Raw genomic sequence first — 13,507 nt, forward strand, 5'->3', positions numbered from 1 at the left:
CGGATGGGGCGCTATCTCATTCAAACTAACACAGTTTGGAGATAGGCATGAGCGTATTAAATGGATCGATTACTCGCGAAATCAAGGTTTCTGGTGGAAGCCTTATCACCCTAAGTCAACCAGAAGAAGCACCGATTCAACTGATTGAATCACTCATTGATTTATTCAAACAGCATAAATCTGTCCGACAAGCTTTTTTGGTCATGGCTCAAGACAAGCGTGTAGATGAAAAACCCAATTTATTAATTGGTCTGGAACTCAGTGTGGTACTGGCAGACAGTGAAGTGAATGACTTGATTCAGGCCGCTGGTGAGCGGGCTTACGATTATCTCGATGAAGGTGAATCCGTTGATTTTTGCTTGCTTGATGAAAAAGAAGGCGGGATCAGCCATTATTTGATTCAGCATACTCAACCTTTTTATCAGCGAAAATTAGGGAGTTGGTTGCGTGAGACGATTCCTGTGGTTAATCAATAGCCATTGAACTAAGACCGTTAATCTCTGGCAGGTCGCATCAGTTCATGCTTCTATTAAGAGGGCTTATTACGCCTTGCTACTCAAGCTGTTGTGCAAGTGATCGCCTATTATAAATGATTATCTATCCGGTAAATTGATAAGGGTTATGGTTATGTATCAACGACAATTGTGGCAATGGGTGAGAAGGAGAAGGCGATATCTGGTCGTGATGTTTACTATGTTATTTTCACTCTTCGTGCTAGCGGGTTGCGATCAATCCGAACCGCCTGAAAAAGATAAACAACATGCATCATTATCTCAGCATCGTCACCCTCAAGAAGTCAAAACACCGTCTGAAGGATCGACAAATAAAACGGCTGAATCTAAACCAATGGTCGACACTAAGGCGGCAGAAAAACGCTATGCTGATAAGGATGTCACTATTCTGGATGCTTCCGAGCTGCAATTGGACGGTGCCAGCGCAATGGTGGTGACGTTCTCCGCGCCACTCGATCCTAACCAGGATTTTTCACAAAAAATGCATCTTGTTGATGTGAAATCGGGCAAATTGGATGGGGCATGGGAGCTTTCCAATGACCAGGTGTCACTAAGACTGCGCCATTTACTTCCTTCCCGTAAATTACGCTTGACGGTTGATGAAGGTATAAAAGGCAGCAATAAACGTCAATTGATGACGGGTTATCAGAAAGACATTGAGACAGCGCCTATCACGCCGACAGTGGGGTTTGCCAGCAAAGGCTTTTTGTTACCAAGTCAAGCAACAGAAGGTCTGCCTATTCTGGCTCTCAATGTGGATCGCGTCGATGTCAATTTTTTCCGGATCAAAGACGAAGCATTACCCGCCTTTTTTGCTGATTGGCAATACAGCAGTAACATGGATAATTGGGATTCCAAACAATTATTGCAAAACGCTGAGTTAATCTATACCGGGCGTTTTGATCTCAACCCTGCCGCCAATACCCGCGAAAAAATCTTGTTTCCGCTCAATAATATCAACGAGTTGCAAAAAGATGGCGTTTATCTGGCCGTGATGCAGCAAGCAGGAAAATATCCTGACAGTAATCCGATTACCTTGTTCACATTGAGTGATATTGGCGTCTCTCTGCACAGTTATTTGAACAGGATCGATGTTTTTACCCAATCACTGAAACAAGGCACGAGTCTGAAGGGTGTTGAGCTGCGTCTATTGAATGCCAAAGGGCAGACGGTGGCGAAAGCAACGACGGACAACGATGGACATGCTTTGCTTGAAAAATTACGTGAAAAAGATCGCGAAGCAACATTATTGCTGGCCACCCAAAATGGGCATACCAGCATCCTCGATTTGAAGTCACCGGCATTGGATCTTTCTGAATTTGATATTGGTGGGGCGCAAGGATATAGCAAACAGTTTTTCGTCTTTGGCCCCCGAGACCTTTATCGACCAGGAGAAACCTTGATCGTTAATGGCTTACTGCGTGATGCTGATGGTCATCCGCTTAAATCACAACCGGTCAAAGTGGATATCCTGAAAGCGGATAATCAGGTTGTTCGCAGTTTTGTCTGGCAGGCAGAAAACGGCTTATACCAATATCGTTATGCGATCCCGCGTGACGCTGAGACGGGAATGTGGTCACTACGATTTGATCTCGGTGATAAAACGCCAAGATATTACAAATTTAATGTCGAAGATTTTATGCCTGAACGCATGGCACTTGAAATTAAAGGCAACGCGGGTCAGCAGCCTGTCTTGAGCGATAAAAATGTTGAATTTGCCATAACCGGTCGGTACTTGTATGGTGCGCCTGCGGCGGCCAATCGTTTACAAGGGCTGTTATTCCTGCGTCCTGCCCGTCATGCTGTAGCAACCTTAGCGGGCTATGAATTTGGCTCTGTACAAGAAAAAGATTTAACGCGGACCCTGGATGAATTTGACCTGACTTTAGACAGTGCAGGAAAAGCCCATCTTTCGGTGAACAGTGATACCTGGAAATCCGTCGCCTCTCCGGTAGACGTGATTGTGCAGGCAAGTCTATTGGAATCAGGCGGGCGCCCGGTCACACGCCGCGCCGAACAAGCGGTCTGGCCGGCGGAAAAATTGGTTGGTATACGCCCGCTTTTCAATAAAAAGGTGATTTATAATTACAGCACCGGTCGCGATGAAAACCGCTATAACGTAGACGAAAATTCACTGGCAGAATTTGACATCGTGTATGCCGATGCCAGCGGTAAAAAATATGCTGCGTCAGATTTAAGTGCACGTCTAATATATGAACGCCGTGATTACTATTGGCGTTGGTCTGACAGTACAGGCTGGGATTCAAATTATAACCAGAAAGATTTGGTGATGGCTGATGAATCTATCCGGCTGGCAGAAAATGGGACAGCGAAAATCAGTTTCCCTGTCGATTGGGGCTCTTATCGCATTGAAGTGGTGAACCCACAAAATCAACTCGTCACCAGCCTGAATTTCTGGGCGGGTTATGCATGGCAGGATAATACCGGGGGGACAGGTGCATTACGTCCGGATCAGGTTAAATTATCACTGGATAAACCGGCCTATAAACCGGGCGAGAAAATGAATGTGCATTTGGTTGCACCACAAGCAGGCAAAGGGTATTTGTTGGTGGAATCCAGTGATGGCCCATTGTGGTGGCAAAAAATAGACGTGCCAGAAAAAGGCTTAGATGTTGCACTCCCCATTAATCAGGCGTGGGCTCGTCATGATTTGTATCTGACTGCGGTTGTCGTGCGTCCGGGGGATAAATCGCGTCAGGCAACGCCTAAGCGGGCAATCGGCGTATTACATATTCCGTTGCTGGATAAAGCGCGTAAACTGAATCTGGCCTTAAACGCCCCGGATAAGATGCGCCCAAATCAGGATCTCACCGTCAAAATTAAAGTCACGCCACAACAAGGACAGCAACTTCCTCAACAGGTTAATGTGCTGCTCTCCGCAGTCGATTCAGGGGTATTAAGCATTACTGACTTTAAAACGCCGGACCCTTATGACGCTTTCTTTGGACGTAAACGTTATAGCGTTGATCAGTATGATGTATATGGTCATCTGATTGAAGCCGAAGGTCGTCAGGCAAAACTGCGTTTCGGGGGGGATGGGAGCGACAGCGCTTTGGAACGAGGTGGCAAAAAGCCATTGACGGAAGTGAAAATCATCGCGGAGCAAGCGAAGCCGATAACGCTGAATACGGATGGGGAGGGGGAAATTACCCTGCCTATTCCTGATTTTAATGGCGAGCTAAGACTCATGGCTCAGGCATGGAGTGATGATGAATACGGTCATAATGAACGTAAAATCATTGTTGCCGCACCGGTGATTACGCAGATGTCATTGCCCCGTTTTATGGCAGGTGGTGATCAGTCTCAATTATCGTTGGATATCACTAACGCCACCGAACAGCCGCAAACGGTGACCTTGAAGTTTGCCGCCGAAGGATTGGTTAAATTACCGGGGATTGCCAGCAAGAAACTCACATTGGAAAAAGGAAAACGGACCACGCTCCAAATTCCGGTCAAAGCCGATCATGGCTTTGGGCAAGGTGAAATTTTCCTGACGATTGACGGTTTGCACCTGCCGGGTGAAAAACTGACTCAGTATAAAAATAGTTGGCGGATTGGTATTCGCTCTGCCTATCCGGCTAAAACGACGCAATTTGCGGATGTGATCCATCCGGGGCAACATTGGCAATTACCGTCCACGGCGCTTTCAGATCTGGCGCCAAAAACGGTAGAGGGACAATTATTACTGACCAGCAGTCCCCCATTGCAAATCGCACGTTATATCCGTGAATTGTATGCTTATCCTTATGGTTGCCTGGAACAGACCATCAGCGGACTTTATCCGTCACTCTATTCCAACGAAGCGGAATTGAAAAAGCTTGGTATCACGACCCAAAGTGATGCCAAACGCAGAGATGCCATTGACGCCGGGATCTCCCATCTGTTGAGTATGCAGCGCTATGATGGCAGCTTTTCGTTATGGGATCGGACTGGCGACGAGGAATTCTGGCTGACGGCGTATGCGACGGATTTTCTGTTCCGTGCCACTCAGCAAGGTTACTATGTTCCCGTAGATGCGTTGAAAGCAGCGAATAACCGGTTACTGCGTTACCTACAGGATAGAACCCTTATCAGTGATCGCTACACGGGTTCACACCCGGCAATCCAATTTTCTGTACAGGCATATGCTGGTCTGGTGCTGGCTAACCAACAAAAAGCGCCGTTGAGTGGATTGAGACAGCTTTATGAACGTCGGATGCAGGCTGAAAGCGGTTTGTCTCTGGTTCAATTGGGGATCGCCCTGAATCTGATGGGGGATAGTCGCCGGGGTAATGAAGCTGTGCATTTGGGAATAAATAAACCTCGTACACCGGGTTATGGATTGGGTGATTATGGCAGTCTCATCCGTGATGATGCATTGATTGTTGCGCTGTTAACAGAACACAATATGTTGCAAAAAGATCGCGTGTTGCAAAAAGATCACGTGTTGCAAAAAGATCGCGACGAAAAATTGCTTAATTTATCCAATGAGTTGATCGGTCGCCGTTACTTCTCAACACAGGAAAGTAGCGCACTCTATCTGGCCGGTCGTTATTTTATTGGTGTCACTGAACAACCGTGGAAAGCAACCATTAACCCGCACATGCCGCCTCTGGATCGTGATAGCGCACTGACAGCGATATTAACGGAAAGTCAGCTTGCCAAAGGGGTAGAGATGAGTAACCAGGGTAAGAGCACCTTGTATTCGCGGGTGAATATTGTCGGCTATCCACTGGAGACGCCTAAACCTTATTCAAACGTTTTAACCATCAAGCGTACTTACTTTGACTTAAAAGGCCAGCCGACTCACATTGAGCAGATGAAAAGTGGTGAGATGGTTGTTGTTAAGCTGGATGTCAGCGCAACCCAACCTGTGCCAGATGCATTGATCGTAGACTTACTGCCAGCGGGTTTGGAGATCGAAAACCAGAATCTGGCGGCCAGTAGCGTCAGCCTGAATGAAAGTGCGGCCAATCTGCAAGACTTTATCGAAAAAATGCAAGGGGCGGATATTCGTCATATTGAATATCGTGATGATCGTTTTGTTGCTGCCGTGGCCGTGCCATCTTATGAATCAGCGACATTATTGTATCTGGCCCGTGCTGTAACACCCGGCATTTATCATGTGCCGGCACCACAGGTGGAATCCATGTATGTTCCTGAATGGCGTGCGGTGGGTGAAACGCCCTCAACCCTGGAGGTTGTCCGTTAATCATCCACCGCTGTCTTATTGCAAACAAGGTGTTATCCCTCGCCCGGTGTGGGCGGGGGAGCTAAGACGGCAGGGAATAGGTTTTTGAATACGGGGCTTAATGAGAATCGTTTCTGCGCGCAGATATCGGCTTATTGTGATCATGACGCTGGCTATTTTGCTGCTTTTCCCTGCTGCAATGTGGCTGGCAGATAAAATTTGGCCGTTACCCATACATAATGTCAACATGGCGCGTGTCGTCGTGGGTGCTGATGGCTCACCGTTATGGCGCTTTGCAGATAGTGAGGGGATCTGGCGTTATCCCGTGACGTTGGATCGCGTTTCTCCCGAGTATCTTCAGGCATTGCTGACTTATGAAGACCGCTGGTTTTATCAACATCCCGGTATCAACCCGATCGCGCTTGTACGGGCTGCCTGGCAAGATCTTCGCGCCGGGAAAATTGTCTCAGGGGGCAGTACTATTTCCATGCAGGTTGCCCGACTGATTGATCCACATTCACGCACGTTTACCGGTAAATTCAAACAAATTTGGCGCACACTGCAACTGGAATGGCACTATTCAAAAGATGAAATTTTGACGATGTACCTGAATCGTGCGCCATTTGGCGGCACATTACAGGGCGTTGGGGCGGCCAGTTGGGCTTATTTAGGGAAATCCCCCGCTGAACTCTCATCTGGAGAAGCCGCATTACTGGCTGTTTTGCCACAAGCCCCTAGCCGATTACGGCCGGATCGCTACCCGGAGCGGGCACAAGCAGCGCGTGATAAGGTCTTGCAGCGATTGGTGCAATATCATGTCTGGTCAGAGGAAAAAGTTGCGGATATCAAAGAGGAAAATATCTGGCTGGCGTCACGACAGGCACCTCATCTTGCGCCATTATTGGCCCGACGTATGGCGAATGAATATCAACAGGAAGTGATCCAAACGACGATCGATACCCGTCTGCAACGTCAATTAGAAGATATGGTACGCAATTGGAAATATCAGCTGGCGGATAAAACATCCATTGGGGTGTTAGTGGTGGATCATACCGACATGGCTGTTAAAGCCTATATTGGTTCCGCCGATTTTCAGGATGATAGCCGTTTTGGGCATGTGGATATGATCCGAGCGTGGCGCTCACCCGGTTCGACACTGAAGCCCTTTTTATATGCGATGGCATTAGATGATGGACTTATTCATGGTGAGTCTTTATTACAGGATGTTCCCCGTCGCTTTCATGATTATCGGCCGGGTAATTTTGATACCGGATTCAATGGGCCGGTCAGTGCCAGTGAGGCATTAATCAGATCGCTGAATTTACCCGCCGTACAGCTCCTTGAAGCCTACGGTTCTAAACGGTTTACCGCTAATTTACGCAATATCGGCATGAAACTGCGCTTTCCATTGGGCAGTGAACCGAATTTATCCCTGATTTTAGGGGGAACCGCGACACGTATGGATGAATTGATCTCTGCTTACAGTGCCTTTGCCCGTCAGGGAAAAGCCTCCCCATTGCGTTTTACCCCGCAACAGAAAATACGTGACAGACAATTGTTCTCTGCCGGAGCGGCGTGGATTGTCAGAAGGATCATGGCAGGGGAAGGGCGTCCTCAACCCGATGACACGTTGCCCGCCAGTGTCCCACTGGCATGGAAAACAGGGACCAGCTATGGCTATCGAGATGCATGGGCTATTGGCTTAAATGCACGTTATACCATTGGCGTTTGGGTTGGCAGACCGGATGGGACGCCGGTCATTGGTCAGTTCGGGTATGCCACCGCGATACCCATTATGAATCAAATCAATGGATTATTAATGGCGGAGTTGCGTCATCGTTCAATGCACACACCGACCGATCCCCGGCCGGCCAGTGTAACTCAAGCCAGCATTTGCTGGCCGAGCGGCACTCTCCTGCCCCAAGATAGCAAAAACTGTCGGCAGCGTCGTCTGAGCTGGATTTTGGATAATACGATCCCGCCGACCCTCTCTGCTGTAGCACAGGAAGGTATTTCAGGGATCAACGAGCGGATATGGCTGGATAACAAGGGGTTGCGGGTTGCGCCTGATTGCCCTGATGCTCATCCTGAAACCATCAGTTTGTGGCCGATTACGCTGGAAGCATGGTTACCCGTTCAAGAGCGTCGGGCGAATCGGCTTCCCCCCATTAATCAACAATGTCCACCCATGAAGACGGATGAAGCACCACTCTTAATCATTGGGGTGCGTGAAGGGGAAATGATGAAACGTATTCCTGGTAAAAAGGATTTGGCTTTGCGGATCACAACACAAGGCGGGCGTGGTCAGCAATGGTGGTTTTTGAATGGGGAGCAAGTTGCCATGACAGAAAATAGCCAACCCTGGACGATAACGTTATCACAATCAGGTCAATATCAACTCACGGTTTTGGATTTAAGTGGTCAGGTCAGTTCAATCAATTTTGAGTTGGGATGATCCGAAGCCTGTTTTTCTCACAAACTATCTCACAAACTTCGTCCTCACAAACTTCGTCATAAAAAACAGTTAATTACGGCGCTGTTGCCTTTTTTTGTTATTTTATTCATGTTTAATAGTAAAATTTTATTGTTTTACGATAATTTTTGCTTATAATTTCATTTATTCTTGACAGTGGATGATAAGCATAATGCATACTTCAAAACTCACACGAATAACCACCGTTAGCCTGTTGATGTCAAAATTATCGTTGCTGATTATTTTTGCCGTCATGGTCATCAATGTGCTTAGCTGGCTGAAACCGAAATTTATTTTAGAAGAATATGGATTGGAATTAGCACTGACTGGCCGGGCATTGTCACATTTTGATATCGAAGTGTTTAGTACGTGGAAATTAATTGGCGGAATATTAATATCGACTATTCCACTATTATCTTTGGCGGGAAGTTTTTGGGCCTTTTATCGATTGTTTGGTAATTATAAAAAAGGTGATTATTTTTCCAGAATAACGGTTAAATATTTAGAATATGCGGGGTGGGGTGTTATTTTATGGAGTCTTTTAGATATTTTTTGTGAGCCACTATTAATGCTATGGCTGACTCTATCTGCGCCAGTCGGTGAACGTCTTATTTCATTGAGTTTCACTTCCAGTCATTTTGTTGCGATTTTTATTGCCGTCTGCATGGCAATTATCTCGCGTATTCTTTATCAAGCATGTGATATCTATGAAGAAAACCAAAGCATTTTATAGGAGATACCGTGGCAATTCTTATTAATCTTGACGTGGTTATGGCTAAACGTAAGGTTAAATCTAAGGACTTAGCGCTCGCCATTGGTATTACGGAACAGAATCTTTCTTTATTGAAAACAGGAAAAATTAAGGGGATTCGATTTTCTACCCTGAATGCTATTTGTCAATATTTAGACTGCCAACCTGGGGATATATTGGCGTTTGAAGAAGACTGAACGATCATTTCACGATGATACCGCTAAATTGAATAATTCATTAAAGGTTAACAATGAGGAAATAAGATGAAATATTTTTCATATGTTTTATTGTTAGGTATGTTTTATCTTCCTGCCGCGTCTGCTGATACATCAGAGACGGCAGTTAAACACGAACAGAAAGCTGCCCAACAGGGAGCATTGAAAAAATGTACAGAGTTATTGGCCACCGGACGTAAATATACGATTAGCATCGTGAGTACGCTGGATAAAACGACCGAAGGGGAAAATAATCGACTCACAGGGGAGCTTTCCGTCTCTGATGAAACGAATAAACCCTTAAACAAGGAGATGTCCGAAGCCGTTAAACCTTTTGTTCAATGCGTCACTGAGACCGTTTTATAATTGATACTCAGCCAAAAAAAGCCACTTCAATGATCTTAGTCAGCATGCCTATTTGGGATTCATTCGCCTAAATAGGCATTATTTTATAGAATCAGTCGTGCAAGAGAATAAACCTATCATGCAGCGAGTTTTCCTAATGCAAAGGCTAAATAGGGATAAATCCGTTTAACTTGCCGGATGTAACGAAGCGAAAATGTGATTTATGCTAAAAAATGATAATTTTCGCTAATAAAGCTTTAATAAAATGTTGTGTTTTTATAGGCAAGCAGAAAGTCTCCTCCTATAATCAACGCCTATTTTTATTCCTGTCAGAGACAGGGTGGTGTTGTCCCTTGAGCTTAACTTTGTTCGGGGCATAAAATTAAAATGAATGAACGCTGAAAGTGCCAAAGAGGTTATCCCATGACAATTGAACGTACTTTTTCCATTATTAAACCTAATGCAGTGAAGAAAGATGTTATCGGCTCTATCTATGCCCGTTTTGAAAGCGCAGGGTTTAAAATTATCGCGGCTAAAATGCTGCATTTAACCCGTGAGCAGGCAGAAGGCTTTTATGCGGAACACAAAGGCCGTCCTTTCTTTGATGGCCTGGTCGAGTTTATGACATCTGGCCCAATTATGGTGCAAGTGCTGGAAGGTGAAAATGCCGTTCAACGTCACCGTGATCTGATGGGCGCGACAAATCCAGATAATGCCTTGGCAGGGACGCTGCGTGCAGATTATGCCGACAGCTTTACTGAAAATGCGGTACACGGTTCAGACTCCGTTGGATCTGCAAACCGCGAAATTGCGTATTTTTTCAGTGATGATGAAATTTTCCCCCGCTTTTGAACGTCGTGAGTGAAAAATCGTAAATTCCCGCATCTTGTAAGCAGGGAAACCGGGAAAACGACGTAGCATCTAAGTAGCATATAAACGGCAAACTTTGTACAATGATGCGCCCCACTGATTTGATTCAGCGGGGTGCTTATTATTTTATTTCAATGTTCATTTTATATAGCGCGAATTCTATTTTGCTAAAAAATAATGTTCCTTGAACTGGCCGTCACCGCATGAAAACTTAGTGCTGATATTCAATCAGCACAGAGCCGAAAGTGTAATAACGAGGCGATGTAACAATGTCCCAACTTAACGAAACCGTATCACCTTCAACCTCCGCTGTATCAGTCATGCCCGAAAAGAAAAACGGTAAAATCAATTTGCTCGACCTTAACCGTAAAGAAATGCGTCAATTCTTTATCGAGATGGGAGAAAAACCGTTTCGTGCCGATCAGGTCATGAAGTGGATTTATCACTATTGCTATGACGATTTTGAGCAGATGACCGATATTAACAAAGTGCTTCGGGCAAAATTGCAGCAAGTGGCTGAAATCAGAGCACCGGAAGTGGCAGAAGAGCAACGCTCTGCCGATGGCACAATCAAATGGGCAATTACTGTTGGTGATCAGCAGGTTGAAACGGTTTATATCCCGGAAGATGATCGCGCGACACTGTGCGTTTCATCTCAGGTGGGATGCGCTTTAGAGTGTAAATTTTGTTCTACCGCTCAGCAGGGCTTTAATCGCAACCTGCGAGTGTCTGAAATTATTGGTCAGGTCTGGCGTGCCGCCAAGATTATTGGATCACTGAAATCCAGTGGTCGTCGCCCCATCACCAATGTGGTGATGATGGGAATGGGAGAGCCCTTACTCAATCTGAACAACGTTGTGCCGGCAATGGAAATCATGATGGATGACTTCGGCTTTGGCCTGTCAAAACGTCGGGTCACGTTGTCAACGTCCGGGGTCGTTCCGGCACTGGATAAACTGGGGGATATGATTGATGTCGCCCTGGCAATCTCCTTGCATGCGCCTACTGACGATATTCGAGACGAAATCGTCCCCATTAACCGTAAATACAATATTGAAACGTTCCTGGCCGGTGTCCGTCGTTACCTGACAAAATCCAATGCGAATCAGGGACGTGTTACGGTGGAATATGTCATGCTTGATCATGTTAATGATAGCGTTGAACAAGCCCATCAATTGGCCGAATGTCTGAAAGATACGCCTAGCAAAATCAACTTGATCCCCTGGAATCCGTTCCCTGGTGCACCTTATGGCCGTAGTTCAAACAGCCGAATCGATCGTTTTTCCAAGGTGCTGATGGAATATGGTTTCACAACCATCGTGCGTAAAACACGGGGCGATGATATTGATGCCGCCTGCGGTCAGCTTGCCGGTGACGTGATTGACAGAACAAAACGGACATTGAAAAAACGCTTGGCAGGTGAACCAATTCAGGTAAAAACAGTCTAATTGCTTTATCTAATGCCGATTAATGGTTAAAGATCTGGTGAAGTTTAACATATCTTTATAAATGGAGATGGTATGATACGGAAATCAACAATGTGGTCTATAGTTTGTTTTGGCCTGCTGACGGGATGTGTGGCGCAATCCACCCATCGCGCGCGTCAGGCTGTTGCGGTAGATACACGATTGCAGCTAGGGATGGCTTATTTGGCGGAGCGAAATTTATTGGCGGCCAAATACCATTTACAAAAAGTCTTGCTGGCGGAGCCTCATCATTCTGAGGCTCATCTGGGCATGGCGTTGCTTGAACAATATGCAGGTCAGCCGGAAACGGCCGGTCAGCATTATAGAATGGCCATGCAGGATGCGGCTGGAAGTGATACTGTAATCCATCACTACCATCTTTTTCTTTGTGAACAAAAACAGTATGAAAAAGCGGAGCAATTGATCTCAGAAAACATGCCAGGCAGAACACGCCGTTATCGTTGTGATAAATGATTTTATGCGTTCAACGCAGTAATGAAATGATTTCACGATGCAAATTAAGTGATTTATTTAATTTGTGTCAATTCTTTAAACCCAGAACAGTACCAGTATCCTTAGCTAATAATGAAGACTGAAACTTACCCAGAAGAAGCGAATCTGACAACCGGTCAGATTTTGCGTCAGGCTCGTGAAAAAAATGAACTGTCTCAGCAAACTGTGGCAGATCGCTTGTGTCTTAAACTGTCCACTGTTCGTGATATTGAAGAAGATAATATCCCGTCAAATATCTCTCCGACCTTTTTGCGTGGCTATATCCGCGCGTATGCAAAATTAGTTCAAGTGCCTGAGTCAGATATTTTGAGCATTTTGGACAAACAGATGCCATCCAAAGCCACCATCAAAACGTCGCCTATGCAAAGTTTTTCTGCGGGGAAAAAACGTAAGAAGCGTGATGGTTGGTTGATGAAGATAACATGGGCGATTATCCTCCTATTGTTGGGAATGACCGTTCTATGGTGGTGGCAGAACTATAAAGCTCAGCAAGTCACCTTGTCTGATCAATCCAGTGTTGAGACGAATACGCTACCCGCAACCTCAGAAAAAGACGATGCAGCGCCAGTCCCGGCCATTGCCGGGGATAACGTCAAAGACAATCAACCTGTGGCTGCGGCTCAACAAGACAGTCTTCCCCAAAGCAGTGCCGCTCAGGGGGGATCACCGGCGGAAGCCAATAGCCCCGCCGTAAACAGCCAGGCTCCGGCCTCTTCTGCGGTGCAAACAGAACCGCTTAATCCTTCGCTAACAACCCCACCGGCTCAGCCTGCCACAAAGACAGCATCAGAAACAGAGAAGAGTGCCAATGCCGGGGCGGGTAACGCGGTTGTGAGTTCATCATCGGTTGACGTCAATAATACGGATGCAGTGAGCCATAATGAATTGGTTGTGAATTTCAACGGTGAATGCTGGATAACCATCAAGAATGCGGCAGGCAAAGCGTTGTTCTCTGGCATCAAGCATAAAGGTGATCGCCTGAAATTTTCGGGTCATTCGCTTTATGCATTGACGATTGGCGCACCGGCTGAAGTTAACATTCAGTTCCAGGGAAAACCGGTAGACCTGAGTGCATTTATGAAGAAAAAAGGCGCGGCCAGACTGAAATTGCAATAAGCTCCTTAAATTCAGGCGGATCTTGAATAAGAATTCATGTTCGCCTGTGTGTATT

The 13,507-nt window shown here is 46.0% G+C and carries 10 protein-coding genes; all 10 read left to right on the forward strand.

Annotation, left to right across the window (positions count from 1 at the left end):
* Window positions 1-47: 47 nt before the first annotated feature.
* The 10 genes from XPG1_RS04910 to rodZ all read left to right on the forward strand — a co-directional run bounded on the left by XPG1_RS04910 (window position 48) and on the right by rodZ (window position 13,452).
* On the forward strand, window positions 48-476 hold the full coding sequence (locus tag XPG1_RS04910; RefSeq protein ID WP_045958081.1) for an enhanced serine sensitivity protein SseB C-terminal domain-containing protein: 429 nt from the start codon (window positions 48-50) through the stop codon (window positions 474-476).
* Between the two features lie 151 nt (window positions 477-627).
* A complete protein-coding gene (locus XPG1_RS04915) occupies window positions 628-5,724 on the forward strand; it encodes an alpha-2-macroglobulin family protein (protein WP_045958082.1) in 5,097 nt (1,698 codons plus the stop codon).
* 100 nt (window positions 5,725-5,824) lie between these two features.
* A complete protein-coding gene (gene pbpC, locus XPG1_RS04920; RefSeq protein WP_045958083.1) occupies window positions 5,825-8,158 on the forward strand; it encodes a peptidoglycan glycosyltransferase PbpC in 2,334 nt (777 codons plus the stop codon).
* A gap of 190 nt (window positions 8,159-8,348) precedes the next feature.
* Entirely contained in the window at window positions 8,349-8,909 is a 561-nt protein-coding gene (locus XPG1_RS04925) for a DUF2975 domain-containing protein (RefSeq protein ID WP_045958084.1), read from the forward strand.
* An 8-nt stretch (window positions 8,910-8,917) separates the two neighbouring features.
* Entirely contained in the window at window positions 8,918-9,124 is a 207-nt protein-coding gene (locus XPG1_RS04930) for a helix-turn-helix domain-containing protein (protein WP_045958085.1), read from the forward strand.
* A 66-nt stretch (window positions 9,125-9,190) separates the two neighbouring features.
* Window positions 9,191-9,508: a hypothetical protein gene (locus XPG1_RS17965; RefSeq protein WP_052708254.1), complete on the forward strand. Its 318-nt coding sequence runs from the start codon at window positions 9,191-9,193 to the stop codon at window positions 9,506-9,508.
* 402 nt (window positions 9,509-9,910) lie between these two features.
* Complete coding sequence (gene ndk, locus XPG1_RS04940) at window positions 9,911-10,339, forward strand: nucleoside-diphosphate kinase (protein WP_045958086.1); 429 nt, start codon at window positions 9,911-9,913, stop codon at window positions 10,337-10,339.
* Window positions 10,340-10,677: 338 nt separating this feature from the next.
* On the forward strand, window positions 10,678-11,805 hold the full coding sequence (rlmN, locus tag XPG1_RS04945) for a dual-specificity RNA methyltransferase RlmN (protein ID WP_494545915.1): 1,128 nt from the start codon (window positions 10,678-10,680) through the stop codon (window positions 11,803-11,805).
* 90 nt (window positions 11,806-11,895) lie between these two features.
* A complete protein-coding gene (locus XPG1_RS04950; protein ID WP_231853051.1) occupies window positions 11,896-12,297 on the forward strand; it encodes a tetratricopeptide repeat protein in 402 nt (133 codons plus the stop codon).
* 111 nt (window positions 12,298-12,408) lie between these two features.
* Window positions 12,409-13,452, forward strand: a complete 1,044-nt coding sequence (gene rodZ / locus XPG1_RS04955) for a cytoskeleton protein RodZ (protein WP_045958089.1) — start codon at window positions 12,409-12,411, stop codon at window positions 13,450-13,452.
* The last annotated feature ends 55 nt before the right edge of the window (window positions 13,453-13,507 follow it).

Origin of the sequence: Xenorhabdus poinarii G6 (assembly GCF_000968175.1) — a bacterium.
GTDB lineage: Bacteria > Pseudomonadota > Gammaproteobacteria > Enterobacterales > Enterobacteriaceae > Xenorhabdus > Xenorhabdus poinarii.

What these genes read in the sequence shown, in the direction of transcription:
- XPG1_RS04910 (WP_045958081.1), top strand. Translation starts at nt 48, where the DNA reads ATGAGCGTATTAAATGGATCGATTACTCGCGAAATCAAGGTTTCTGGT.
- XPG1_RS04915 (WP_045958082.1), top strand. Translation starts at nt 628, where the DNA reads ATGTATCAACGACAATTGTGGCAATGGGTGAGAAGGAGAAGGCGATAT.
- pbpC (WP_045958083.1), top strand. Translation starts at nt 5,825, where the DNA reads ATGAGAATCGTTTCTGCGCGCAGATATCGGCTTATTGTGATCATGACG.
- XPG1_RS04925 (WP_045958084.1), top strand. Translation starts at nt 8,349, where the DNA reads ATGCATACTTCAAAACTCACACGAATAACCACCGTTAGCCTGTTGATG.
- XPG1_RS17965 (WP_052708254.1), top strand. Translation starts at nt 9,191, where the DNA reads ATGAAATATTTTTCATATGTTTTATTGTTAGGTATGTTTTATCTTCCT.
- ndk (WP_045958086.1), top strand. Translation starts at nt 9,911, where the DNA reads ATGACAATTGAACGTACTTTTTCCATTATTAAACCTAATGCAGTGAAG.
- rlmN (WP_494545915.1), top strand. Translation starts at nt 10,678, where the DNA reads ATGCCCGAAAAGAAAAACGGTAAAATCAATTTGCTCGACCTTAACCGT.
- XPG1_RS04950 (WP_231853051.1), top strand. Translation starts at nt 11,896, where the DNA reads ATGTGGTCTATAGTTTGTTTTGGCCTGCTGACGGGATGTGTGGCGCAA.
- rodZ (WP_045958089.1), top strand. Translation starts at nt 12,409, where the DNA reads ATGAAGACTGAAACTTACCCAGAAGAAGCGAATCTGACAACCGGTCAG.